Source organism: Streptomyces sp. NPDC002623, from assembly GCF_053592635.1.
The window spans coordinates 14,318-39,500 of the sequence record NZ_JBSFWB010000057.1 but is presented as its reverse complement, the minus strand read 5'-3'; the positions used below and the strand labels follow the sequence as shown (position 1 = coordinate 39,500).

Annotated in this window: 22 protein-coding genes; 6 read left to right on the top strand and 16 right to left on the bottom strand. The window is 71.6% G+C overall.

Features of this window, described 5'->3' with window-relative positions; all coding sequences use genetic code 11:
- Positions 1 to 149 precede the first annotated feature (149 nt).
- The 5 genes from der to aroH all read right to left on the bottom strand — a co-directional run bounded on the left by der (position 150) and on the right by aroH (position 4,907).
- Positions 150 to 1,634 (bottom strand): ribosome biogenesis GTPase Der, encoded by a 1,485-nt coding sequence (gene der / locus ACWD4O_RS45620; RefSeq protein WP_451288994.1) that lies wholly within the window; start codon positions 1,632 to 1,634, stop codon positions 150 to 152.
- An 87-nt stretch (positions 1,635 to 1,721) separates the two neighbouring features.
- Entirely contained in the window at positions 1,722 to 2,420 is a 699-nt protein-coding gene (locus tag ACWD4O_RS45615) for a lysophospholipid acyltransferase family protein (RefSeq protein ID WP_451288993.1), read from the bottom strand.
- Positions 2,378 to 3,064: a (d)CMP kinase gene (cmk, locus tag ACWD4O_RS45610; RefSeq protein WP_451288992.1), complete on the bottom strand. Its 687-nt coding sequence runs from the start codon at positions 3,062 to 3,064 to the stop codon at positions 2,378 to 2,380. Before cmk ends, ACWD4O_RS45615 begins: the two co-directional genes overlap by 43 nt.
- A 398-nt stretch (positions 3,065 to 3,462) precedes the next feature.
- Entirely contained in the window at positions 3,463 to 4,548 is a 1,086-nt protein-coding gene (locus tag ACWD4O_RS45605) for a prephenate dehydrogenase (RefSeq protein WP_451288991.1), read from the bottom strand.
- Positions 4,545 to 4,907 (bottom strand): chorismate mutase, encoded by a 363-nt coding sequence (gene aroH, locus ACWD4O_RS45600; protein ID WP_451288990.1) that lies wholly within the window; start codon positions 4,905 to 4,907, stop codon positions 4,545 to 4,547. The genes ACWD4O_RS45605 and aroH overlap by 4 nt, the downstream gene beginning before the upstream one ends.
- Positions 4,908 to 5,129: 222 nt before the next feature.
- On the opposite strand from aroH, the gene ACWD4O_RS45595 reads away from it, so the two are divergent.
- Genes ACWD4O_RS45595 through ACWD4O_RS45585 form a run of 3 tightly spaced genes read left to right on the top strand, consistent with a single transcriptional unit; the run spans position 5,130 to position 6,829 of the window.
- Positions 5,130 to 5,789 (top strand): hypothetical protein, encoded by a 660-nt coding sequence (locus ACWD4O_RS45595; RefSeq protein WP_451288989.1) that lies wholly within the window; start codon positions 5,130 to 5,132, stop codon positions 5,787 to 5,789.
- A gap of 33 nt (positions 5,790 to 5,822) precedes the next feature.
- Positions 5,823 to 6,407, top strand: a complete 585-nt coding sequence (locus tag ACWD4O_RS45590) for a DUF6529 family protein (protein WP_451288988.1) — start codon at positions 5,823 to 5,825, stop codon at positions 6,405 to 6,407.
- Positions 6,404 to 6,829, top strand: a complete 426-nt coding sequence (locus ACWD4O_RS45585; protein ID WP_451288987.1) for a Rieske (2Fe-2S) protein — start codon at positions 6,404 to 6,406, stop codon at positions 6,827 to 6,829. The genes ACWD4O_RS45590 and ACWD4O_RS45585 overlap by 4 nt, the downstream gene beginning before the upstream one ends.
- A 24-nt stretch (positions 6,830 to 6,853) precedes the next feature.
- Here ACWD4O_RS45585 and ACWD4O_RS45580 read toward each other — a convergent pair whose 3' ends face one another.
- The 11 genes from ACWD4O_RS45580 to ACWD4O_RS45530 form a co-directional block, all read right to left on the bottom strand.
- Positions 6,854 to 7,876, bottom strand: coding sequence for an ADP-ribosylglycohydrolase family protein (locus tag ACWD4O_RS45580; RefSeq protein ID WP_451288986.1), 1,023 nt, complete (start codon positions 7,874 to 7,876; stop codon positions 6,854 to 6,856).
- On the bottom strand, positions 7,873 to 8,613 hold the full coding sequence (locus ACWD4O_RS45575; RefSeq protein ID WP_451288984.1) for an NUDIX hydrolase: 741 nt from the start codon (positions 8,611 to 8,613) through the stop codon (positions 7,873 to 7,875). Before ACWD4O_RS45575 ends, ACWD4O_RS45580 begins: the two co-directional genes overlap by 4 nt.
- Before the next feature lie 107 nt (positions 8,614 to 8,720).
- Positions 8,721 to 9,842 (bottom strand): pseudouridine synthase, encoded by a 1,122-nt coding sequence (locus ACWD4O_RS45570; RefSeq protein WP_450951503.1) that lies wholly within the window; start codon positions 9,840 to 9,842, stop codon positions 8,721 to 8,723.
- Positions 9,842 to 10,411, bottom strand: a complete 570-nt coding sequence (gene scpB / locus ACWD4O_RS45565; RefSeq protein ID WP_451288997.1) for an SMC-Scp complex subunit ScpB — start codon at positions 10,409 to 10,411, stop codon at positions 9,842 to 9,844. Before scpB ends, ACWD4O_RS45570 begins: the two co-directional genes overlap by 1 nt.
- A 56-nt stretch (positions 10,412 to 10,467) precedes the next feature.
- Complete coding sequence (locus tag ACWD4O_RS45560; RefSeq protein ID WP_451288983.1) at positions 10,468 to 11,532, bottom strand: segregation and condensation protein A; 1,065 nt, start codon at positions 11,530 to 11,532, stop codon at positions 10,468 to 10,470.
- Between the two features lie 18 nt (positions 11,533 to 11,550).
- Positions 11,551 to 12,072, bottom strand: a complete 522-nt coding sequence (locus ACWD4O_RS45555; protein WP_451288982.1) for a hypothetical protein — start codon at positions 12,070 to 12,072, stop codon at positions 11,551 to 11,553.
- 41 nt (positions 12,073 to 12,113) lie between these two features.
- On the bottom strand, positions 12,114 to 13,250 hold the full coding sequence (locus ACWD4O_RS45550) for a ParA family protein (RefSeq protein ID WP_351915275.1): 1,137 nt from the start codon (positions 13,248 to 13,250) through the stop codon (positions 12,114 to 12,116).
- A 436-nt stretch (positions 13,251 to 13,686) separates the two neighbouring features.
- Positions 13,687 to 14,811, bottom strand: a complete 1,125-nt coding sequence (gene ald / locus ACWD4O_RS45545; protein WP_451288981.1) for an alanine dehydrogenase — start codon at positions 14,809 to 14,811, stop codon at positions 13,687 to 13,689.
- A gap of 137 nt (positions 14,812 to 14,948) precedes the next feature.
- A complete protein-coding gene (locus ACWD4O_RS45540; protein ID WP_451288980.1) occupies positions 14,949 to 17,030 on the bottom strand; it encodes a tetratricopeptide repeat protein in 2,082 nt (693 codons plus the stop codon).
- A 171-nt stretch (positions 17,031 to 17,201) separates the two neighbouring features.
- Positions 17,202 to 17,828 (bottom strand): NUDIX domain-containing protein, encoded by a 627-nt coding sequence (locus ACWD4O_RS45535; protein ID WP_450951509.1) that lies wholly within the window; start codon positions 17,826 to 17,828, stop codon positions 17,202 to 17,204.
- Positions 17,829 to 17,982: 154 nt separating this feature from the next.
- Positions 17,983 to 19,647 carry a CTP synthase gene (locus ACWD4O_RS45530; RefSeq protein ID WP_451288978.1) on the bottom strand — a complete coding sequence of 555 codons (1,665 nt, stop codon included), beginning with the start codon at positions 19,645 to 19,647 and terminating at the stop codon, positions 17,983 to 17,985.
- 469 nt (positions 19,648 to 20,116) lie between these two features.
- Here ACWD4O_RS45530 and ACWD4O_RS45525 point away from each other — a divergent pair, with 469 nt between their 5' ends.
- The 3 genes from ACWD4O_RS45525 to ACWD4O_RS45515 all read left to right on the top strand — a co-directional run bounded on the left by ACWD4O_RS45525 (position 20,117) and on the right by ACWD4O_RS45515 (position 25,182).
- Positions 20,117 to 21,919, top strand: coding sequence for a glycoside hydrolase family 15 protein (locus ACWD4O_RS45525; RefSeq protein WP_351915315.1), 1,803 nt, complete (start codon positions 20,117 to 20,119; stop codon positions 21,917 to 21,919).
- A gap of 157 nt (positions 21,920 to 22,076) precedes the next feature.
- Positions 22,077 to 23,459 (top strand): FAD-binding oxidoreductase, encoded by a 1,383-nt coding sequence (locus tag ACWD4O_RS45520; protein ID WP_451288977.1) that lies wholly within the window; start codon positions 22,077 to 22,079, stop codon positions 23,457 to 23,459.
- A gap of 79 nt (positions 23,460 to 23,538) precedes the next feature.
- Positions 23,539 to 25,182 carry a PucR family transcriptional regulator gene (locus ACWD4O_RS45515; protein ID WP_451288976.1) on the top strand — a complete coding sequence of 548 codons (1,644 nt, stop codon included), beginning with the start codon at positions 23,539 to 23,541 and terminating at the stop codon, positions 25,180 to 25,182.
- Position 25,183 lies beyond the last annotated feature (1 nt).

Sequence of the window (25,183 nt, the reverse complement as noted above, 5' to 3'; positions counted from 1 at the left end):
GCCCGAAGAAGGTGATATTCGACGAGACGTACTACGCCAAGGACGCGTGGGCGGTCGTCCACCGCGGTTTCGAGGGCGGTACCCGTAACCACGGGTACCGCCCTCCCCTCATGCGCGGACGTTACTTCTGCCTGTTCACTTCTGCCGGTTCACTTCTTCTTGTTGCCGCCGCGCTTCTCGCGCACCCGCACCGAGATGTGGATCGGGGTGCCGTCGAAGCCGAACTCCTCCCGCAGCCGGCGCTCGATGAAGCGCCGGTAGCCCGCCTCGATGAAGCCGGAGGCGAAGAGCACGAACCGCGGCGGCTTGGTGCCGGCCTGGGTGCCGAAGAGGATGCGGGGCTGCTTGCCGCCCCGGACCGGGTGCGGATGGGCCGCGACCAGCTCGCCGAGGAAGGCGTTGAGGCGGCCCGTCGGAACGCGGGTCTCCCAGCCGGCCAGGGCGGTCTCGATCGCCGGGACCAGCTTCTCCATGTGCCGGCCGGTGCGCGCGGAGACGTTCACCCGGGGCGCCCATGCGACCTGGGCGAACTCGGTCTCGATCTCCCGCTCCAGGTAGTAGCGGCGCTCCTCGTCGAGGGTGTCCCACTTGTTGTAGGCGATGACGATCGCACGGCCCGCGTCGACGGCCATGGTGACGATGCGCTGGTCCTGGACCGAGATGGACTCCGAGCCGTCGATCAGGATGACCGCCACCTCGGCCTTCTCAACGGCGGCCGCGGTGCGCAGCGAGGCGTAGTAGTCGGCGCCCTGCTGGAGGTGGACGCGCTTGCGGATGCCCGCCGTGTCGACGAACTTCCAGATCACGCCGCCGAGTTCGATGAGCTCGTCGACCGGGTCACGGGTGGTGCCCGCGATCTCGTTGACGACGACGCGCTCCTCGCCCGCCACCTTGTTCAGCAGCGAGGACTTGCCGACGTTCGGGCGGCCGATGAGCGCGATGCGACGCGGGCCGCCGACGGCGGTGCCGAAGGTCTGCTCGGGGGCCTCCGGCAGCGCCTCCAGGACGGCGTCCAGCATGTCGCCGGTGCCGCGGCCGTGCAGCGCGGAGATGGGGTGCGGCTCGCCGAGGCCCAGCGACCACAGGTAGGCCGCGTCGGCCTCGCCGCTCTGGCCGTCGACCTTGTTGGCGGCCAGCACGACGGGCTTGCCGGCCTTGCGCAGCAGCCGCACGACCGCTTCGTCGGTGTCGGTCGCGCCGACCTTGGCGTCGACGACGAAGACGACGGCGTCGGCCGCCTCGATCGCGTACTCGGCCTGCGCGGCCACGGAGGCGTCGATGCCGAGGACGTCCTGCTCCCAGCCGCCGGTGTCGACGACCTTGAAGCGGCGGCCCGCCCACTCGGCCTCGTAGGTCACACGGTCGCGGGTGACGCCCGGCTTGTCCTCGACGACGGCCTCGCGGCGGCCGATGATCCGGTTCACCAGGGTCGACTTGCCGACGTTCGGGCGGCCGATGACGGCGAGCACGGGCAGCGGGCCGTGCCCGGCCTCCTCGATGGCGCCCTCGACGTCCTCGACGTCGAAGCCCTCGACGGCGGCGAGCTCCATGAACTCCGCGTACTCGGTGTCACCGAGCGCCCCGTGATCGTGCTCGAAGCCGTCCGAGCCGTCGGGCTGGGTGTGGTCGTTCATGAAGTCCGTACCTCGTCGTTCATTCGTGGTGATCGGTGGAGCAGCCGTTTTGTTCGGGTTGATCCACTACTCGGTATTCAGTGTCGCTCAGCGCCCGGTCAGGCGCCTGGCGTTTTCCAGGTGGGCGGCCAGCTGTTTCTGGATGCGTTCGGTCGCCTCGTCCAGCGCCTTGCGGGTGCGCCGTCCGCTGCCGTCGCCCGCGTCGAACGGCTCGCCGAAGACGACGTCGACGCGCGAGCGCAGCGCGGGCAGCGCCTTTATCAACCGTCCGCGCCGCTCGGTGCTTCCCAGCACGGCGACGGGCACGATCGGCGCTCCGCTGCGCACCGCGAAGTAGGCGAGCCCGGCGCGCAGGGCGGCGAAGTCGCCGTCGCCCCGGGTGCCCTCGGGGAAGATCCCGAGCACCCCGCCGTTCTCCAGGACGCCCAGCGCCCGGGTGATGGCCGTGCGGTCGGTGGTGTCCCGGTCGACCTTGATCTGGCCAGTGTGGGTCATGAACGAGCCGATCGGGCCGATGAAGGCCTCTTTCTTCACCAGGAAGTGCGAAGCGCGGGGCGCCACACCGATGACCATCGGGCCGTCGATGTTGTGGGAGTGGTTGACCGCGAAGATCAGCGGACCGCTCGCGGGCACCTTCCAGGCGCCCAGCACGCGCGGCCGCCACAGCCCGTACATCAGGCCGACGCCGATGCGCCGCCCGATCTCGGCGCCTCTCTGCGTGGGCAGGGAAACGGAATCAGTACTCACTTCGCGGCCCGCTTCTCCTCGACGAGGTCGACGACGCACTCGATGACCTGGGCCAGCGTGAGCTCGGTGGTGTCCACCTCGACGGCGTCGTCCGCCTTGGCGAGCGGGGAGGTCTTGCGGGAGGAGTCGGCGGCGTCCCGCTTGATCAGCGCCTCGCGGGTGCTGTGGACGTCGGCGCCCTTCAGCTCACCGCTGCGACGGGCGGCGCGGGCCTCCGGGGAGGCGGTGAGGAAGATCTTCAGGTCGGCGTCCGGCAGCACGGTCGTGCCGATGTCACGGCCCTCGACGACGATCCCCCGCTCGGCGGAGGCGGCCAGCGAGCGCTGCAGCTCGGTGATCCGGGCCCGCACCTCCGGTACCGCGCTCACCGCGCTGACCTTGGAGGTGACGTCCTGGGTGCGGATCGGACCGGCCACGTCGACGCCGTCGACCGTGATCGTCGGGTCGGCCGGGTCGGTGCCGGAGAGGATCTCGGGCTTTCCGACGACGGCGGCGATCGCCGAGGGGTCATCGATGTCTATCCCGTTGCTCACCATCCACCAGGTGATCGCCCGGTACTGGGCGCCGGTGTCCAGGTAGCTCAGCCCGAGCCGGCCGGCCACGGCCTTGGACGTGCTCGACTTGCCCGTGCCGGAGGGACCGTCGATGGCGACAATCACGGGCTGGGCGGCGCCGTTTTCCACGGGGGGACACCTTCCTGGTGCGAGGCGGTGGATGTGCGGGGCCGCGATCGTGCCCCACACAAGGTTACCGGCCACGAGTCACCCTTTCGGCCGAGGTCCGCACCATCCGGCCCACGCGAGGCTTCTCAGCCGAGGCCCACACCACCCAGCCGACCCGAGGCTTCCCGGCCGAGGCCCACACCACCCAGCCGACGCGAGGCTTCCCGGCCGCGACCCGCACCACCCAGCCCACGCGAGGCTTCCCGGCCGAGGCCCGCACCATCCAGCCCACGCGAGGCTTCTCGGCCGAGGTCCGCACCATCCAGCCCGTCCGGCGATTGAGGACGAGGCCCGTTCAGGGCCGACAGCGGGGGCCCGGGGGCGGCAGCCCCCGGACGCCGGGCGCAACGCCGGGTGCCCTACTGCCGCAACGCCCACCCTCGCTCACGCAACGCCGAGGACAACAGAACCGCGGACTTCGGCTCGACCATCAACTGCACCAGCCCCGCCTGCTGCCCCGTCGCATGCTCGATCCGCACATCCTCGATGTTGACGCCCGCCTGCCCCGCGTCGGCGAAGATACGGGCCAGCTGCCCCGGCTGGTCGTCGATCAGCACGGCGACGACCTCGTACACCCGCGGAGCGGCCCCGTGCTTGCCCGGGACACGGACCTGGCCCGCGTTGCCGCGGCGCAGGACGTCCTGGATGCCGCCGACGCCCTCACGGCGCTTGGCGTCGTCGGAGGACTGCAGGGCGCGCAGGGCCCGGACCGTCTCCTCCAGGTCGGCGGCGACGTCGGTGAGCAGGTCGGCGACCGGCCCCGGGTTCGCGGACAGGATGTCGATCCACATCCCGGGCTCGGAGGCGGCGATCCGGGTGACGTCCCGGATGCCCTGTCCGCACAGCCGTACGGCGGCCTCCTCGGCGTTCTCCAGACGCGCCGCGACCATGCTGGAGACCAGGTGGGGCATGTGGGAGACCAGCGCCACCGCGCGGTCGTGGGCGTCCGCGTCCATGACCACCGGAACGGCCCGGCAGTGCGAGACCAGTTCCAGGGCGAGGTTCAGCACCTCGGTGTCGGTGTCCCGGGTCGGCGTCAGCACCCAGGGCCGGCCCTCGAAGAGGTCGCCGGTCGCGGCCAGCGGCCCGGACTTCTCGCGCCCCGACATGGGGTGGCTGCCGATGTAGGCCGACAGGTCGAGACCGAGCGCCTCCAGCTCGCGGCGCGGCCCGCCCTTCACGCTGGCCACGTCGAGGTAGCCGCGGGCCACCCCCCGGCGCATCGCGTCGGCGAGCACCGCGGCCACGTGGGCGGGCGGGGCGGCGACGATCGCGAGGTCGACCGGGCCCTCGGGCTCGTCGTCGGTGCCGGCGCCGAGCGCGGCCGCCGTACGGGCCTGCTCGGGGTCGTGGTCGACGAGGTGGACGACGACGCCCCGCTGGGCGAGGGCGAGGGCGGCGGAGGTGCCGATCAGCCCGGTTCCGATGACCAGCGCTGTCCTCACTGGGCGATGTCCTTGCGCAGGGCGGCCGCGGCGCCGAGGTAGACATGGCTGATCTCGGCGCGCGGCCGGTCGGACTCGATGTGCGCGAGGATGCGCACGACCCTCGGCATGGCGCCGTCGACCTCGAGTTCCTGCGCGCAGATCAGCGGCACGTCGACGATGCCGAGCCCCCGTGCCGCGGCGGCCGGGAAGTCGCTGTGCAGGTCGGGCGTGGCCGTGAACCAGATGCTGATCAGGTCGTCGGCGCTGAGCGCGTTCCGCTCCAGGACGGCGGTGAGCAGAGCCCCGACCTGCTCGTCCATGTGGCCGGCCTCGTCCCGCTCGAGTTGGACGGCTCCCCGGACCGCTCGTACCGCCACGGCGCTGCTCCTCGCTGAAGTACCGATGTGCTGGTCTGCTGATGTGCCGGAGTACGGCTCTCGGCGCAGCCAGCCTAGTCAGGCGGCGTCGGTCGGGTGCGCGCCGCCCGCGTGCCGAGACGGAAACACCCCCAACACCCCCATACGCCCTTTACGACGGGTGCGGGCTGCGCTCTCATGTCAGTCTGACGGCAGGACACCCGCTATCGGGGAAGGCCCGACATGAAGCGTCCAGGACCCCTGCTCACCCTTCTCGCGGGACTGGTGCTCGGCCTGTTCCTGCTGACGCTCAACGCGACGACAGGGACGAAGACCGCCTCGTCCGCGCAGGAGGAGAAGTCGCCGAGCCCGACCCCCAGCCGCAGCGTGGCCGCCCCCACGCCGACGCCCTCCCCGACGCCCACCCGCGCCCAGGTCCTCGACGCCGACTACTCCGGCCACACCGACGACAAGGCGGCGACGGTCGGCGTCAAGGTCCGTGACGGCAAGGCGGTCGCGTACTTCTGCGACGGCCGTACCAAGGAGTCCTGGCTCAGGGGCCCGGTACGGGACGACGGCACGATGATGCTCACCGGGAAGAACGGCGCGAAGCTGGACGGCACGCTCCAGGACGGCAAGCAGATCGACGGCACGGTCGACGTCGGCGGCGGGCACTACACCTTCACCGCGGAGAACGCGAAGAAGCCGGCCGGGCTGTACCGGGCGACGGCCACGGTGGCCTCCACGAGCATCGACGGCGGCTGGATCGTCCTGAAGGACGGCAGCCAGGTCGGCATCGTCACCCGAAACGGCAAGCCCTCCGCCGCGCCCCGCATCGACCCGGAGACCGGAGCGGTGACGATCGACGGCGAACAGCTCACGGCACTCCCCGTAACCCCCTGACCCCTTCGAGCGCCCCGTCGAGCAGGGAGCATCATGACCGCCGATCCGAACGCCGCCACCCAGGACTTCCCCGCCCCCGAGCCCTCCGAGCGCCCCCCGAGCCCGGCCCGCTATCTGGTCCCGGCGCTGGTCGCCGCCGCGGTGGCGGTCGCCCTGGGCGTGTACGGCAAGGTCCACGATCCGGCCGGGACGGCCTTCAACCTGGCCGGGTTCAGCAGCACCGGCGCGGTGAAGTCCTGGCTGGCGACGGCCGCGATGTTCTTCGCGCTGGTCCAGGTCGTCTCGGCGTCGATGCTGTACGGGAAGCTGCCGGGGCCGGCCTGGTCCGGCACCCTGCACCGCTGGTCGGGCCGCGTGGCCTTTCTGATCGCGGTCCCGGTTGCGGTGCACTGCCTCTACGCGCTTGGCTATCAGACATATGAATCGCGCGTTTTGTGGCACTCCGTCCTGGGTTGCTTCTTCTTCGGCGCCTTCAGTGCAAAGATGCTGCTGCTCCGCTGGGAGCGACTCCCGGGATGGCTGCTGCCGGTCGTCGGCGGACTCGTCTTCGCCGCGCTCACGATCATCTGGCTGACCTCGGCCCTCTGGTTCTTCCGCACGTTCGGAGTGACGACATGACTTCCCCCGCGACACGACGCACGGTTCTCCTGGCGACGGGCGGCGCGGCGGCTGCGCTCTCGGTGGGCTGCAGCAACTACGGCGACGAGAACAACAGCTCGTCCTCGTCCGAGAAAACGTCGTCGGGCGCCGCCGGTCAGGAACTGGCCAAGACGACCGACATCCCCGTCGGCGGCGGCAAGATCTTCGCCGACGAGAAGGTCGTCGTCACCCAGCCGACGAAGGACGACTTCAAGGCGTTCTCCGCGGTCTGCACCCATCAGAGCTGCCTCGTCGGCAGCGTCTCCGACGGCATCATCCACTGCCCCTGCCACAAGAGCGAGTTCCGCATCGCCGACGGCTCGGTGGCCGGCGGCCCGGCGCCCAGGCCGCTGCCCGCCGAGCAGATCACGGTCGAGGGCGGTGCGATCAAGCTGACCTGAGCGGCAGGACGGCGTCCCGCGGGGTCACTGGTCCCAGAGCGCCCCGAGCGTCACCAGCTCCCCCTGGTACTCGATCCGGTCCGCCCACGCCGTCGGCCAGGCGTCCGCCCCGGCGTACGCGCCCGCGAAGGCGCCCGCCAGACAGGCGATGGAGTCGGAGTCCCCGGACGTGCAGGCGGCCCGGCGCAGTACGGTCACCGGCTCGTCGGGGAAGAGCAGGAAGCACAGCAGACCGGTGGCCATGGCCTCCTCGGCGATCCACCCCTCCCCCGTGGCCAGGCACGGGTCGGTCTCCGGCGAGGGGTCGCGCAGGGCCTCCTGAAGCCGGTCCAGCATGCCCAGGCACTCGTCCCAGCCGCGCGCGATGAACTGCTCCGGACCGGCGTCCTGGCTGCGGGTCCACAGGTCGCCGAGCCAGCGGTGGTAGTAGCGGGTGCGGTTCTCGACGGCGTACGAGCGCAGCAGCCCGATCAGCGCGGACGGGGCCGCGCCGTGCGCGAGCAGCCGTACGGCGTGGGCGGTGAGGTCGGAGGCGGCGAGCGCGGTGGGATGGCCGTGGGTGAGACCGGCCTGGAGCTGGGCGCCGCCGGCGCGCTGCTCTTCGCTGAGCCCGGGGGCGAGTCCGAGGGGCGCGACCCGCATGTTGGCGCCACAGCCCTTGGAGCCGATCTGGCTGGCGTCCTGCCACAGACGTTTGTCGTCCTCGAGCAGCTCGCAGGCGGTCAGGCAGGTGTTCCCGGGCGCCCGGTTGTTGTCCGGGGACCGGTTCCAGGCCACGAACTCCGCGCGCAGCGGCCGCTCCACCCCCGACGGCATGAGCAGCCCCCGGTCCATGGCGGTCCGCAGGGCCCGTCCCACCGCGAGGGTCATCTGGGTGTCGTCGGAGACGAAGGCGCGCTTGGGCAGTTCCATCTCCCGCCACGGCCCGCACTTGGCGATGATCGACGGGATGTCGTTGAACTCCGTCGGAAATCCGAGGGCGTCGCCCAGGGCGAGGCCCAGCAGGGAGCCGGTGGCGCGCTTGCGGACTGTGGTCGAGGTGGTCATGCGGATCGTCCTTCCCGGGGCGGTCGCAGCAGGGGCGGGTGGAGCGCGGCGGCGGCGCCCGCGCGGTAGAGGGCGGCGGGCTTGCCGCGGCCTCCGGTCAGCCGTGCGGCCCCCGGGACGGGCTCGACGAAGCCCGGGGTGGCGAGCACCTTGCGACGGAAGTTGGGGCGGTCCAGACCCGTCCCCCACACCGTCTCGTAGACCTGCTGGAGCTCCCCGAGGGTGAACTCGGGCGGGCAGAAGGCGGTGGCGAGGCAGGTGTACTCGAGTTTGCCGCCGACCCGGTCGTGGGCGTCGGCCAGGATCCGGTCGTGGTCGAAGGCGAGCGGCTCGACGTCCTCGTACGGCATCCAGCGCGCCTGCGTCGCGTCGCCGCCGCTCATCGGCTCGGGCGCGTCGGGCAGCAGGGCGGCGAAGGCGACCGACACGACACGCATCCGGGGGTCGCGGCCGGGCTCGCTGTAGGTGCGCAACTGCTCCAGATGCAGCCCGGAGACGTCCTTCAGGCCGGTCTCCTCGGCGAGTTCGCGCCGGGCGGCCGTCTCCGCGGACTCGTCCGGCAGCACGAAGCCCCCGGGCAGCGCCCACCGTCCGGCGTACGGCTCCTGGCCGCGCTCGACGAGCAGCACCTGCAGGGCGCCCGCGCGCAGCGTGAGGACGGCGAGGTCGACGGTGACGGCGAAGGGCTCGTGGGCGTACTTGTCGTAGCCGGCTCCGTAGCCCTGCACGGCGAACACCCCCTCTTTAATAGTCAGTACGACTATAAAAAGGGGGTGCGCTCACGCACAAGTGCTCGGCGAGCACTTGAAGAGTCCTTTAGGGGCCGACCGGAGGTCGACTTCGCCTAGAGGTCGACTTCCTTCATCAGCATGCCGACCTCGGTGTTGGACAGCCGTCGCAGCCAGCCCGACTTCTGGTCGCCCAGGGTGATCGGCCCGAAGGAGACGCGCACCAGCTTGTCGACCGGGAAGCCGGCCTCCGCCAGCATCCGGCGCACGATGTGCTTGCGCCCCTCGTGCAGGGTCACCTCGACCAGGTAGTTCTTGCCGGTCTGCTCGACGACCCGGAAGTGGTCCGCGCGCGCGTAGCCGTCCTCCAGCTGGATGCCGTCCTTGAGCTTCTTGCCCAGGTCGCGCGGGATCGGGCCGACGATGTGCGCGAGGTAGACCTTCTTCACGCCGTACTTCGGGTGGGTCAGCCGGTGGGCCAGCTCGCCGTGGTTGGTGAGCAGGATGACGCCCTCGGTCTCGGTGTCGAGCCGACCGACGTGGAACAGCCGCGTCTCGCGGTTGGTCACGTAGTCGCCGAGGCACTGACGGCCCTCGTTGTCCTCCATCGTGGAGACGACGCCGGCCGGCTTGTTCAGCGAGAAGAACTGGTAGGACTGGGTGGCGACCGTCAGGCCGTCGACCTTGACCTCGTCGTTCTCCGGGTCGACCCGCTTGCCCTGCTCCAGGACGATCTCGCCGTTGACCTCGACCCGCGCCTGCTCGATCAGCTCCTCGCAGGCCCGCCGGGAGCCGTAGCCGGCGCGCGCCAGGATCTTCTGCAGCCGCTCGCCCTCCTGCTCGGCGCCCGGGAAGGTCTTGGGCAGCTTGACGTCCTTCTTGCCCGCGTACCGCTCGCGGTTGCGCTCCTCGGCCCGGGCGTCGTACTCACGGGAGGTCGCGGGCGCCCAACGCCCCCGACCGGTGCCCGGGGACTGCTTCGGGCGGCCCTTGGCCCCGCCGCGCGCGGAAGCGCCGCGCCCGGACTTGGGGCCCTCCGGGGAGGCGCCGGGGCCCACGTCGTAGCGGCGCTCCTCGGGGCGGGGCTTGCTCGGCCGGCCGCCCTGCTTGTCGTCGCGGTTGCCACCGGCGCCGCGGGGATTACCGCGGCCCCCGCTGCTCCCGCCGCGGCCGCCGCTGTTGCCACCACGGCTCCCGCCGTTGTTTCCGCTGCTGTTCCTGCCGCTGCTGCTTCGCATCAAAGTTCCGTCTTGTCGTCTGCGTCCTCGGAATCCGGAGCGTCCGGATCGAACGACGGGACCCCTTCCAGCGTCTCGGCCTCGATCGCCTCCGCCTCGGGGAGGAAGGGCGCGAGCTCCGGGAGCTCGTCCAGGCCGCGCAGGCCCATCCGCTCCAGAAAGTAGTTCGTCGTCGTGTACAGGATCGCACCTGTTTCGGGTTCCGCGCCCGCCTCCTCGACCAGACCGCGCTGCAGGAGGGTGCGCATCACACCGTCGCAGTTCACTCCGCGCACTGCGGAGACCCTGCTGCGGCTGACCGGCTGGCGGTACGCGACGACCGCCAGCGTCTCCAGCGCGGCCTGCGTGAGACGCGCCTGCTGGCCGTCCAGGACGAAGCCCTCGACGGCCGCCGCGTACTCGGGCCGGGTGTAGAACCGCCAGCCGCCCGCGACGAGCCTGAGCTCGAAGCCGCGGCCCTGCACGGTGTACTCGTCGGCCAGCTCGCGCAGCGCGTCCGCGACCTTCCGCCGGGGCCGCTGGAGGATCTTCGCGAGGTGCTCCTCGGTCGCGGGCTCGTCGACGACCATCAGGACGGCCTCCAGGGCCGGCTTGAGGTCCAGTGCGGCGACGGTCTCCTCGCTGCTCACTTCTCCGTCTCCTTCGCGTCCTTCTCGGGCTCCTCGGGCGGCCGGTCGAACTCGTCCGTGACCAGCGGCTGCGCGTCCCCGTCCCCGCCGGTCCAGCGCACCAGCAGCTCGCCGAGCGCGGTCTCCTGGTCCAGGGCGACGGCCTTCTCCCGGTACAGCTCCAGCAGGGCGAGGAACCGGGCCACGACGGTGAGGGTGTCGTCGGTGTCGTCCACCAGCGTCCGGAAACTGGCCTCGCCGAGCTCCCTCAGGCGGGCGACGACGATCCCCGCCTGCTCCTGCACGCTCACCAGCGGCGCATGGATGTGGTCGACGTACACCTGCGGCTTCGCCCTGGGCTGCATCGCCTTGACCGCGAGCTTCGCGAACCCCTCCAGGCCGATGCTGATGACCACCTCGGGCAGCAGCTCGGCGTGGTGCGGTTCGAGGCCGACGGTGCGGGGGTAGCGGCGGGCCTCGCTCTCCAGGCGGTGCGTGAAGATGTCGGCGATCTGCTTGTAGGCCCGGTACTGGAGCAGCCGGGCGAACAGCAGGTCCCGGGCCTCCAGCAGCGCCAGGTCGGCCTCGTCCTCGACCTCGGCGGTGGGCAGCAGCCTGGCCGCCTTGAGATCGAGCAGGGTGGCGGCCACGACCAGGAACTCGGTCGTCTGGTCCAGGTCCCAGTCGGGCCCCATCGCCCGGATGTGCGCCATGAACTCGTCGGTGACCTTCGACAGCGCGACCTCGGTGACGTCCAGCTTGTGCTTGGAGATCAGCTGGAGCAGCAGGTCGAAGGGCCCCTCGAAGTTGGCGAGCCGAACCTTGAAGACCCCGTCGAAGGGTTCCGGGGGTTCCGGGGCCGCCGGGGCTGCCAGGGGTTCTGGGGGCTCCAAGGGTGCCGGGGGCTCCGGTGGCTCAGCTGTGGACAGCACCGCCTCGGGCGGCGGAGGCGGGACGACCGGTGCGAGCGGTACGACCGGCTCGGGCGGCGCCGCTCCCGGACCTCGTCCCAGCGCACGCCTGCGGCCGCCGGCTGCGCCGCCGGAGGCCGATGCGGGGGCGGGAACGTCGTTCGAGGTCATGGCCCCCGCAGGCTACCGCTACCGCCCGCGCAACCGTCGTACGAGGATGCTGGCGTCCCCGCGGCTCTCCAGGTCGGCGAGGACCACGGCGACCGCCTCGCGGACGATACGCCCCCGGTCCACGGCCAGGCCGTGTTCGCCGCGGAGCACCAGCCGGGCGTGCTCCAGGTCCATGAGCTCCTCGGCGGAGACATAGACGGTGATCTTCTCGTCGTGCCGCTCCCGGCCGCTGGGCCGGCGGGCCGCCTGCCGTCCGCGCTTGCGGGACTGGCCGTCGGCGGCGACAGAACCTTCCTGCGCGTCCTGACGTCGCTCTGTGCGCTCCCCGGTGGCGCCCCTGGTGCGGGACTCCCCGGCGCCGGTCTGTCCGGCGTCGGCCGCCGCATGCTCGGCGCCCTCGCCGTCGCCGCCCTGCGCGGGCACCGACTGCGGCGCGTCCTCCGCGCCGCCGGCCGCCACCCCGTCGCTCTCACCGGCCGGCCCGGGCACCCGGGCCTCACCGTTGGCGGAGCGCCGGGGCGCGGACGGCTGAAGCGCCATTCCCCCTGTCGTACGGAAGAGTTCGTCGGCCCCCGGCAGACTCACTCGGCGTGACACCGGGCGAGCACCTCCCTGGCGAGCTGACGGTAGGCGGCTGCGCCGACGGAGTTGGAGGCGTACGTGGTGATCGGCTCACCGGCGACCGTGGTCTCCGGGAAGCGGACCGTGCGCCCGATGACCGTGTGGTAGACGTGGTCGTCGAACGCCTCGACCACCCGCGCGAGCACCTCGCGGCTGTGCACGGTGCGCGAGTCGTACATCGTGGCCAGGATCCCGTCGAGCTCCAGATCCGGGTTGAGCCGCTCCTGGACCTTCTCGATGGTCTCGGTCAGCAGCGCCACGCCTCGGAGGGCGAAGAACTCGCACTCCAGCGGCACGATCACCTTGTGGGCGGCCGTGAGGGCGTTGACGGTGAGCAGACCGAGCGAGGGCTGACAGTCGATGACGATGTAGTCGTAGTCGTCCATCAGCGGCTTGAGCGCACGCTGGAGCGTGGACTCGCGCGCGACCTCGGAGACCAGCTGGACCTCGGCGGCCGACAGGTCGATGTTGCTGGGCAGCAGATCCATGTTGGGGACCGCGGTCTTCAGGAGCACCTCGTCCGCCGCCATGCCCCGCTCCATGAGCAGGTTGTAGACGGTGAGGTCGAGCTCCATCGGATTGACGCCGAGACCGACCGACAGCGCGCCCTGCGGGTCGAAGTCCACGAGCAGCACGCGTCGTCCGTACTCCGCGAGCGCGGCACCCAGGTTGATGGTCGACGTCGTCTTGCCGACGCCGCCCTTCTGGTTGCACATCGCGATGATCGTCGCGGGGCCGTGATGGGTCAGCGGGCCCGGGATCGGGAAGTACGGCAGCGGGCGTCCGGTCGGACCGACGCGCTCACGGCGCTGTCGGGCCGCGTCGGGCGCGAGCGTGGCCGCGTACTCCGGATCCGGCTCGTACTCGGCATCGGGGTCGTAGAAGTGCCCGTCGGGCAGTTCGTCGTAGTCGGCGAAGTGGTTGTGGGGCGCGCCACTTCCGTCGCCGGCCATGGCGTTCACGTGATGGCCATCCATGCTCTGGTGTGCTGACAGAGCCATATGGGGGCTGCTCTGGCTCTGGTGGGCTGCGAAGGTTCGGACAGCGACGGAGCCGACAGCCTCGAGCCCCACGGGACCCGGGTCCCGCAACGGCATTCCTGGTTGACCACCCCCGGGAGCAAATGTCGACTCATTCACAAGTCGTCTTACCTCCTTGGTGACCAGGAAACTTCTAGACAAGGTCAGCGTGGCACCATGCCGACAGTCGGCGACTCTATGGCGTGTCGGGCGTTCGCAGCAACACAATCCGCCGGACCCGGCCCGATGTGTCGGCAATGAAACATCCCGCTGTCAAGGGCGTACGGCCGTCGCACGGCAGGTTTCACCGGTGTGCGAATCGGTCGAAGGGTTACGTTCGAGGCGAGTTGGCCGAGAGCCGCAAAGTGACCATACACACATCCGGCCGGACCTTGTCGGGCAAGGTCCGGCCGGGCGCGCGAGGTTGACGACCTCTGTTGACGTATCGCCTTTTGCCTTCTGCCGACTTGGCCCGGAGGGCGGGCGGAACGGCTCGGCGCGAGGCCGCCGGCGGTCAGCCGAGCAGGGACTCCAGCTCCACGTGCTCCAGGCCGTGCGCCTGCGCGACCTCGCGGTAAACGACCTTGCCGTCATGGGTGTTGAGCCCCTTGGCCAGCGCGGGGTCCCGGCGCAGCGCCTCCACCCAGCCCCGGTCGGCGAGTTCGACGATGTAGGGCAGCGTGGCGTTGGTGAGCGCGTAGGTCGAGGTGTTGGGGACCGCGCCGGGCATGTTGGCGACGCAGTAGAAGACCGAGTTGTGGACCGGGAAGGTCGGCTCCGCGTGAGTGGTCGGACGGGAGTCCTCGAAGCAGCCGCCCTGGTCGATCGCGATGTCGACAAGGACACTTCCGGGCTTCATCCTGGACACCAGCTCGTTGGTGACCAGCTTCGGGGCCTTGGCGCCCGGGATGAGGACGGCGCCGATGACGAGGTCCGCCTCGAGGCACGCCTTCTCCAGCTCGAAGGCGTTGGAGACGACCGTCTGGATCTTCGTGCCGAAGATCTTGTCGGCCTCCTTGAGCTTGTTGATGTCCCGGTCGAGCAGGGTCACGTGGAAGCCCATGCCGATGGCGATCTGCGCCGCGTTCCAGCCGGACACGCCGCCGCCGATGACGACCGCCTTGGCGGCCAGCACGCCCGGGACGCCGCCGGGCAGCACACCGCGGCCGCCGTTGGCGCGCATCAGGTGGTAGGCGCCGACCTGGGGGGCCAGCCGGCCCGCGACCTCGGACATCGGGGCGAGCAGCGGCAGCGCGCGGCTCGGCAGCTCGACGGTCTCGTAGGCGATCGCCGTGGTGCCGGACTCGACGAGGGCGTCCGTGCACTCCTTGGAGGCGGCCAGGTGCAGGTAGGTGAAGAGCGTCTGGTCCTTGCGCAGGCGGTGGTACTCCTCCGCGATGGGCTCCTTGACCTTCAGCAGCAGGTCGGCGGCGGCCCACACCTCGTCGGCGGTCTCGAGGATCCGCGCGCCGGCGGCCACGTACTCCTCATCCGTGATGGACGAGCCGACACCGGCGTTGCGTTCGACGACGACCTGGTGCCCGTGGCGCACCAGTTCGTGCACACCGGCGGGGGTGATGGCCACCCGGAACTCGTTGTTCTTGACCTCGCGGGGGATGCCGACCTTCACGTCGATCACGGTCCTTGGCTCAGGGGGTGTGGGGGCACAGCAGAAGACAATCCCGGAGGTACAGGGCACACCGGGATACACCGCAGGAGAAGGTGCGGCAGAGCCAGTCTAATGAAGGCGTTCCCTCTGTCTAGCCTTTCATTGCATCAATCTTCAGCAGATGTACTACGGATTTCGCAGGTGTTAGCGCCGTGTTCCGGCCTTTTTGGCTCTGGATCGCGGTCCGAGGGCCCGCGATCCGGGAGCTCCTCTCCCAGGATGCGCTCGGCCGCGCCCCGGTGCAGGCGGGCCGCCGTGGGGTCGCCGAGGCGCTCCAGGGTGTCGGCCAGCCTCAGCTGCACCGCGGCCTGCAGACGCGTGTCCTCGGCGCGTCTGGCCCACTCCACGGCCTCCTGACAGGTGCGCAGCGATTCCGCGGGGCGGCCCGCGTACTCCTGGACCCTGGCCAGCTCGCTCAACGCCCGTGCGTGCGCGCCGACATCGCCGTTCTTGCGGTGCCCGGAGACCGCGGCCCGCCAGGCCCGCTGCGCCTCGCCGTAGCGGCCCGCGTAGGTGTGCGCGGTGGCGATGCGGCCGTAGAGGCGGGCGGCGTCCGTGCGCTCGTCCCGGGCCAGCCGCTGGGCGAGGGCCCGGCCGAACCAGTCGGCGGCCCGGTCGTAGTCCCCGAGCTCCAGGTGCGCGCCGCCTACGGATTCCATCGCGCGGCCGATCGCGTAGGGGTCGTTCGCCTCGCGTCCGGCGTCCAGAGCGGCCCGGTAGCGCACCAGCGCCGCCGCCGTGCGGCCGGTCCGGGCGTCCACGTCGGCGAGGTTCAGCAGGGCGGCGGCCTTCTCCCGGGGCAGCCCGCGGCGCTCTGCCACGTCCAGCACGAGCTGATGTACGCCGTACAGGTCGGGCGCGGCCGCCTGGGTGCCGAAGTGCGCGACCATCGCCCTGACCAGCTGGGACATCAGCCGGCGGGCGAGGGTGTCCAGCTCCCCGTCGGCGACCGCGAGCCGGGCCGAGGCGAGCAGGGCCGGGCGGCGGACGCTCAGCCACTCGGCGGCCGCGCGCGGGGTGGGGAAGCGCAGGGCGCGGGGCATGCCCTGGAGCTTCTCGCGGGCCTGGGGGTTGTCGGTCTCGGTGATGGCCCGGCAGGACTGCAGCAGCCGTACCGTCCGCTCCAGCATGCGGGCGCGGGCCAGCTGGAGCTCGGCCGGGCGGTCGTGGGTCTCGGCGGCGGCGCGCAGCAGGGGGTACAGGCAGCCCGGTACCTCGTACTGGGGCAGCGGGGAGTCCACGGCCCGCAGCAGGCCGATGGCGGTGAGGTCGTCCAGGGTGGTGCGGGCGGCGCCCACCGAGCAGCCGGCCAGCGCGGAGGCGGTGTGCGGGTCGGCGAGGCCGGCCGGGGCGAGACAGAGCAGTCGCAGTATCCGGGCGGCCGGGGCGGGCAGCGCGGCGTGCACGAGCCGGAAGATCCGGCTGAGCGGGGTGCCCTCGTCGCCCTCCGCGTGGAGTTGCTTGGCGAGGTCGGCGACGGCCGCCTTGGGGCGGGCGGCGAGCCAGCCGCCGGCCAGGTTCAGCGCGGCGGGCTGGCCCTGGCAGGCCTCCACCAGGCCCTCGGCGGAGCGTGGGTCGACGGTGACGCGGACCGAGCCGGTGTACCGGGTCAGCAGTTCGAGGGCGGACTTGGTGTCCAGGCCGCCCAGGGTGCAGGGGCGGACGTCCGCGATGCCGGTGAGCGGTCCGGCGGAGACGGCGACGAGCAGGCACTCGGGGGTGTCCGGGAGCAGCGCGTCGACCTGTTCGGCGCCGGCCGCGTCGTCGAGCAGGAGGAGCACGCGCCGCTCGGCGAGGGCCTCGCGCAGGATGGCCGCCAGGTCGTCCTCGTCGGCGCCGGGCGGGGTCGGCACGTCCAGCGCGGCGAGCAGTCCGCGGGCGGCGCGCTCGACCGGCACGGGGGTGCCGTCGGGCTCGGCGAGGCGGGCGCGCAGCACGCCGTCCCGGTAGCGGTCGGCGACCTGGCGGACGAGTTCCTCGGCGAGCGCCGTACGGCCGGAGCCGGGTCGGCCGGCGATGAGCAGGACCCGCGCGCGGGGGGCCTTCTTCCCGGAGATGGTGTCCAGCCCCGTGCGTTCGATGTCGGCGCGCAGTTCCTTCAACTCCCGGGTACGGCCCAGGAAATGGCCCTCTGTCGCAGCGTGTCCGGACAGCTGCACGCCGCCTGTGTCCACTGCCTGATCCGTCACGGGCCACACTCCCGTCCCACCGCACGCGCAAGCCCGCCGGGACTCCGGATCGGGCGATTCCAGAGCCTAGTTCACGCTCTGCGACGTCCCGGGAGGAGCACGGCGGGCCACGAGCGAGACATCCCCCGATCGGATCAGCCGATGGTCACACCGGGCAGGGGTGCGGCGGCCTCACGCCTCGAACGGCCGCGCCGGCCAGGGCGCCTCCGCCGGGCGCAGCGCGTCGAGGCCGGCCCCGCCGCGCGCCGCGATCAGCGAGAGGACGCCCACGACGAGGCAGTTGCTGTGCAGCTCGCCCGCGAGCACACCCCGGACGAGCTCCTCGACCGGCACGCGCGCGTGCTCCATGTCGGCCTCCTCGTCCTCGACCTCGAAGCGCTCCCCGTCGGCCTCGGACAGGTTCCGGGCCAGGAAGACGCGTACGGACTCGTCGCAGCCGCCCGCGGTCGGGTACACGTCGGTCAGCACCCGCCAGTCCTCGGCCTTGACGTGCGCCTCCTCGTACAGCTCGCGCTGGGCCGCGTGCAGCGGGTTCTCGCCGGGCACGTCGAGCAGGCCGGCCGGGATCTCCCAGAGCTTGTGCAGGACGGGGTGGCGGTACTGCTTGATGAGCAGGACCCGGTCCTCGTCGTCGAGGGCGAGGACGGCCACGGAACCGGGGTGCACCTGGTAGTCCCGGCGGACCACCGAACCGTCGGGCATGACCACCTCGTCCGTGCGGACGGAGGTCTTGTTGCCCACGAACGGGGTCTCGCTCGCCCGGATCTCCCACGCCTCGGGGGTGTCCTTGATCGTCATGCCCTGTCCTTCCACACGCACAAAACGAGACCGGCCGGAGAAGCCCGGCCGCGAAACCGGCCGAAGACGAAAACCGGCCAAATAAAAACGGAAAAAAGAAGCCGGGGCGCTCACCTTTGAAGGGATGCACCCCGGCCACCGTACAACTGGTGTGTTACTCAGAAGCCTTGCTCGCCTCGACCGTCCGCTGGACCGCCGCCTTCACCAGACCGGCGAACAGCGGGTGCGGGCGCGTCGGCCGCGAGCGCAGCTCGGGGTGGGCCTGGGTGGCGACCAGATAGGGGTGGACGTCACGGGGGTACTCGACGTATTCGACCAGCTTGCCGTCCGGGGAGGTGCCGGAGAACTGGATGCCCGCCTTCTTCTCGAGCTCGGCGCGGTAGGCGTTGTTGACCTCGTACCGGTGCCGGTGCCGCTCCTCGACGTACTCCTTGCCGTCGTACACCTCACGGACGATGGAGCCCTCGGCCAGCTTGGCCGGGTACATGCCCAGCCGCATCGTGCCGCCCATGTCGCCCTCGCCGGCCACGATGTCGAGCTGCTCGGCCATGGTGGAGATCACCGGGTGGGCGGTGGCGGAGTCGAACTCGGTGGAGTTGGCGTCGGCGATGTCGGCCAGGCTGCGCGCCGCCTCGATCACGATGCACTGCAGGCCGAGGCAGAGGCCGAGCAGCGGGATCCTGTTCTCGCGGGCGTAGCGGATCGCGCCGACCTTGCCGAGCACACCGCGGTCGCCGAAGCCGCCCGGGATGCAGATGCCGTCCACGTCGGCGAGCTGCGCCTTGGCTCCGGCCGGGGTCTTGCAGTCGTCGGAGGTGACCCACTTGATCTTCACGCGGGCCTTGTTGGCGAAGCCGCCGGCGCGCAGCGCCTCGGTGACCGAGAGATAGGCGTCCGGCAGGTCGATGTACTTGCCGACCAGGGCGAGGGTGATCTCGTGGTCGGGGTTGTGGACGCGGTCGAGCAGGTCGTCCCAGGTCGTCCAGTCCACGTCACGGAACGGCAGGTCCAGCTTGCGGACGACGTAGGCGTCCAGGCCCTCCCGGTGCACGGTCTTCGGGATGTCGTAGATCGAGCGGGCGTCGGGGCAGGCCACGACGGCGTCCTCGTCGACGTCGCACATCAGCGAGATCTTGCGCTTGATCGCGGTCGGCACCTCGCGGTCGCAGCGCAGCACGATCGCGTCTGGCTGAATACCGATGTTCCGAAGGGCCGCGACCGAGTGCTGGGTCGGCTTGGTCTTCAGCTCGCCCGAGGGACCGATGTACGGCAGGAGAGAGATGTGAACCACGAAGACGTTGTCCCGGCCGACCTCGTGCCGGACCTGGCGGACGGTCTCCAGGAACGGCAGCGACTCGATGTCGCCGACCGTGCCGCCGACCTCCGTGATCACGACGTCGACCTCGTCCGTCGCCATCCGGCGGATGCGGTGCTTGATCTCGTTGGTGATGTGCGGGATGACCTGGACGGTGTCGCCCAGGTACTCGCCGCGCCGCTCCTTGGCGATCACCGTGTTGTAGACCTGACCGGTGGTGACATTGGCGGAACCGTCGAGGTCACGGTCGAGGAAGCGCTCGTAGTGGCCGATGTCCAGGTCCGTCTCGGCGCCGTCGTTGGTGACGAAGACCTCGCCGTGCTGGAAGGGGTTCATCGTGCCCGGGTCGACGTTCAGATACGGGTCGAGCTTCTGCATCACGACCCGCAGACCCCGCGCCTTGAGCAGCATGCCCAGGCTCGAGGCCGTCAGACCCTTGCCGAGCGAGGAGGCGACACCCCCGGTGACGAAGATGTGCTTGGTCGTCGTGGATTTGGGCGTCATGGCCAAGAGGGGGCTCCCGTGGTCGCGATTCGAGGGTGCGGTTCGGGGGCTTCGAGACCACCGGTCCACGGGCTACCAGGGTATCAGCGCCTCGGGGAGATGGCTTCCGGCCACGCTCCGCGCACGGCCCGACACGGGCGGCCGCTCCCGCGCCGGTTTCTCACCCGGTGCTCACCCGTTCGGCCCACCCACGTTGCCGAGAGCGGCACGCAGATCATCTACGTGCGTCGTATCCTGCTCGGACACTCGCTGCCGAGCCCGGCCGGCAAGACGGCACACCCCAGCCCGTATCCCACCGGAACAACGAGAGCTCGTCAGTTCGTTGAGCAATAATCGGCGTTTTGCCTATTCGGCTGAGCGGCTGCTTTGCTTCAGCGCTCAACGACGCATTACAAACGACCCCTTGACCGCACTAGCGACAGCCCCCGTTCCACACGGGGGTGACGTGGCCGTTCGACTGGAGTTGCACGTGGCCGGGCGCATCGAAGACTACGCACTCATCGGAGACATGCAGACCGCTGCCCTGGTCTGCCGTGACGGGACAGTGGACTGGCTGTGCCTGCCCCGCTTCGACTCGCACGCGATCTTCGCCGGTCTGCTCGGCACGGAGGAACACGGCTTCTGGCGCCTCGGTCCCGCGCACGCCTCCGACGCTAAACCGCCGACGGCCGCCCGGCGCACCTACCGGGGCGACTCGCTGATCCTGGAGTCCGAGTGGGACACCCCGCGCGGCACGGTCCGGGTCATCGACTTCATGCCGCCCCGTGACGGCGCGCCCCAGCTGATCCGGATCGTCGAGGGCGTCTCGGGCCGCGTCCCCATGCGCTCCACCCTGCGGATGCGCTTCTCCTACGGCCGGGTCGTCCCCTGGGTGCACAAGCACGAGGGCCGTACGGTGGCCGTCGCGGGCCCCGACTCGGTGTGGTTCGACACCGACTGCGAGACCTACGGCAAGTCGCTGACGACCTACGCCGACTTCACCGTCGCCCCCGGCGACCGGATCGCGTTCACGATCTCGTGGGAGCCCTCGCACAAGCAGCCGCCCCCACTGCCGGAGCCCGAGCAGTCGCTGCAGGCCACGGAGGACTTCTGGCGCGAGTGGGTCGAGCACTGCACGTACCACGGCCCCTACCGCGAGGCCGTGATCCGCTCGCTGATCACGCTGAAGGCCCTGACGTACGCCCCCACCGGCGGCATCGTCGCCGCACCGACGACCTCCCTCCCGGAGGACATCGGCGGCGTCCGCAACTGGGACTACCGCTACACCTGGCTGCGCGACGCGGCCATCACCCTGTCCTCGCTGCTGCGCACCGGCTACCGCGAGGAGGCCCGCGCCTGGCGCGAGTGGCTGCTGCGCGCGGTCGCCGGCGACCCCGAGAACCTGCAGATCATGTACGGCATCGCGGGCGAGCGCGAGCTGGGCGAGGCCGAGCTGGACTGGCTGCCGGGCTACGAGAACTCCGGCCCCGTCCGAGTCGGCAACGGCGCGGCGCACCAGCTCCAGCTGGACGTCTACGGCGAGGTCACCGAGGCCCTCCACCTGGGCCATATGACGGGCCTCGCCCGCAACGACTACGCCTCCCTGCTCCAGCTCAAGCTGATCCGCTACCTGGAGCGGCACTGGGACGAGCCGGACGAGGGCATCTGGGAGGTGCGCGGCCCGCGCCGTCACTTCGTGCACTCCAAGGTCATGGCCTGGGTCGCGGTCGACCGCACCATCAAGCTCATCGAGTCCGGCGACGCCGACGGCCCGCTGGAGCGGTGGCGCGAGCTGCGCGACGACATCCACCGGGACGTGTGCGAGAAGGGCTACGACAAGGAACGCAACACGTTCACGCAGTCCTACGGCTCGAAGGAACTGGACGCGTCCCTGCTGCTCATCCCGCAGATGGGCTTCCTGCCGCCGGACGACAAGCGGGTCATCGGCACCATCGAGGCGATCCAGCGCGAGCTGTCCACCGAGGACGGCTTCATCCTGCGCTACCCCACCTCGGGCGGCGACGAGGGCGTCGACGGCCTCCCCGGCGACGAGGGCGCGTTCCTGGCCTGCTCGTTCTGGATGGCGGACGACCTCGCGATGATCGGCCGGGTGGACGAGGCCCGCAAGCTCTTCGAGAAGCTGCTCTCGCTGCGCAACGACCTCGGTCTGCTCGCCGAGGAGTGGGACCCGCGCCTGCAACGCCAGGTCGGCAACTTCCCGCAGGCCTTCAGCCACGTCCCGCTGATCGACACGGCGCTGCGCCTGACGGCATCCGGCGCCTACGGCGGCTGAAACAGGCCCGTCGGGTCGGTCGGGCGCCCTGAAGGGGCACGGGGAACTGCGCGACCGGCCACGACGGCGCCGCGGCCGAACGACGGCACGTCGCGGCACTCCCAGCGGAGCGCTTAGGCTGGGTAGGTCATAGCCCCTGCACGAAAGGGGGCGCCCCATGGCCTCCCCGTCGAAGGCGGGCGCGGCCCTCGCCGCGCTGCGCGAGGATCTGGTCGGCGACGTGTTCGCCCCGCAGGATCCGGGATACGACGAGGCCCGGACGGTCTTCAACGCGATGATCGACCGCCGTCCTGCCGTGATCGCCCAGTGCGTGGACGAGTCCGACGTCGTGCGGTCGGTGCGCTTCGCCCGTGACCTCGATCTGCCGATCGCGGTGCGCGGCGGCGGACACAGCGTCGCCGGCATGGCGCTGGGCGACGGGGCCATGGTGGTGGATCTGCGCCATATGCGCGCGGTCACCGTCGATCCCGCCGCCGAGGCGGTACGGGTCGCGGGCGGGGCCACGATGAGCGACCTGGACCACGCCTGCCTACCGCATTCTCTCGCCACGACCGGCGGCCGGGCCTCCACCACCGGCGTCGGCGGCTTCGTGCTGGGCGGCGGCACCGGCTGGCTGGACCGCTGCTTCGGCCTCGCGGTCGACAACCTGCTCGGCGTCGAAGTGGTCACCGCCGAGGGCCGACAGGTCCACGCGAGCGTCGACGAGCATGCCGACCTGTTCTGGGCGCTGCACGGCGGCGGCGGAAACTTCGGCATCGCCACCGCGCTCACCCTGAAGCTGTACGAGCTGCCCGAGTTCTCCATCGCGCTGCTGCTGTACCTGCCGGAGTTCGGCCCCGAGGTCACCCGCACCTACCGGGACGTGATCACGTCGGGCCCGGACGAGGCGAGCGGCGCGATGCTCTATCTCTGCGGCCCGCCCGCGGAGTTCGTCCCGCCGCACCTGGTCGGCAGCCTGCTGTGCGGTGCGCTGCTGACGTACGCCGGCAGCGAGGGCGACATGCGCAAGGTGGCCGAGCCGCTGCTGGCGCTGCCGCACGAGGCGGAGGTCGTCGGCGCGATGCCGTACGTGGACGTGCAGTGCATGCTCGACGACCCGCCGGGCATGCGGAACTACTGGTCGGCGGAGTACCTGACCGGCGCGCCCGACGACTACGTGGACGTCTACTGCGCCCGCGGGGAGTCCCTGCCCGTGCCGTCGGGCACCCTGCACGCGCTGTTCCCGCAGGGCGGGGCGATCGCGGCCGGACCGCACGAGTACCCGGTCCCGTACCGGGACGCTCCGTGGGGCGTGCACCCCTTCGGGCTCTGGGAGGACCCGGCCGACGACGCGCGCTGCGTCCAGTGGGTCCGGGACGTCCGGGCCGACGCCCAGCCGTGGAGCACGGGCGCGGTCTACCTCAACTTCATCGGCGACGAGGGCGCCGACCGGGTCGTGGCCGGCGTGGGCGCCGAGAACGCCCGGCGGCTCGCGGACGTGAAGCGGTCCTACGACCCCGACAACGTGTTCCGCTTCAATCACAACATCAGGCCGGCCTGAGCACGCCCCCGGGCGGCACCGGCCGTCCGATCCGGTGCGGGGATGCTGCCGGAACGTCTGCGCAGGTAGCGTCCGCTGCATGGACAGCCGTACGGACCATGGATTCGACAGCCAGAGCGCCGGCATCACGGTGCAGCGCGCGCTGGAGCTGCCCGGACTGCGCAGCGGGCTCCCCGAGGTCCTCGCGGGCGGCGACCGGCTGGACCGCACGGTGCGCTGGGTGCACGCGGGCGAGGTCCCGCACATCGCCTCCCTGCTCAAGGGCGGCGAGCTGCTGCTGACCACGGGCTACGGCCTCGGCACCCGCCCGGCCGAACAGCGGGCGTTCGTGCGCACCCTGGCCGAGCGGGGCATCGCGGCCCTGGTGATCGAACTGGGCCCGCGTTTCACCCGGCTGCCCGCGTCCCTGGTCGAGACGGCGCGCACGACCGGGCTCCCGCTCGTCCAACTGCACCGCGAGGTGCCGTTCGTGGCGGTCACGGAGGAGGTCCACACCGAGATCGTCAACGGCCACTACGCGCTGCTGCAGCAGGCGGAGGAGGTGCACCGGCGCTGCACCGAGGCCCTGCTCGGCGGGGGCGGGATCCCGCAGGTGCTGGGCATCCTGGCCGACTTCAGCGGCAACCCGGTGTTCCTGGAGACGGCCGACGGCCAGCTCCTGTACGCGGCCGGGGCCGGGCCGGAGGGCGCGGATCCGCTTCAGGTGTGGGAGGGGCTGCGCGGCCCGCACAAGGACGCGCCGCCGCCCGCCGGTTCGGTGCTGGTGAACGTGCCCGGGGGCGGGCCGGGGGCGGGTTCGGTACGCGCCCGGCTCGTGCTGCTGCCCGTGCGCGCCCCGCTCGCACCCGTGCACCGGATCGCCGCCGAGCGGACGGCCGGGATCCTCGCCGTGGTGCTGATGCAGGCCCGCCAGGAGGAGGAGCTCGCGGCCCGCGGGCGGGGCGACTTCCTGACCGACCTCGCCGAGGGCCGGATCGCCGCCCAGGACGCCCCGGCGCAGGCACGCGTCCTGGGCTTCCGGCCCGGCGCGGGCCCGCTGCTCCCGGTCGTCATGCGGCTGGCGGACGGCATCTCCGCCGGCGGCGGCTGGGCGGTGCTGGCCCGGGCGGTCGCGGAGGAGCTGGCGTCGGTGGGCATGCCGGTGCTGCTGGGCGTACGGCCGGTGGAGGGCCGGGTGCCGGTGCTGCTGGGGCTGCGCTCGGAGTCGGAGCGGTCGACGGCCGCGGACCGGGTCGCGGCGGCGCTGCGGGCCGGGGTGGAGCGGGCCGGGATGCAGCGGCCGGGGGCGCAGCCGCCGCTGGTGGTCGTCGGGGTCGCGGGCGGCTGGGCGGCCGCCTCGGCGGGCCTCAGACACGCGGCGGAGACGGCGACCGCCGCCCAGGGCCTGCCGGACCGCCCCTGGTACGACGCCCGCCGACTGGACATCGACCTGCTGCTGTGGCGGCTGCGCGAACACCCCGATCTGGCGGCCTTCGTGGACCGCGCGATCGGCCCGGTCCGCGATCACGACCACCGCTCCAAGCCGCCCCTGCTGCCCACCCTGGAGACCTATCTGGCGCATGCCGGCCGCAAGGCGGAGACCGCCCGCGAACTGCATCTCAACCGCCAGACGCTGTACAACCGCCTCGCCCGCATCGGCGAGTTGCTCGGCACGGACCTCGACGACCCGCAGACGGTCCTGGCGTTGAGCCTGGCCCTGCGCGCGCGCCGGCACGTACCGTGAT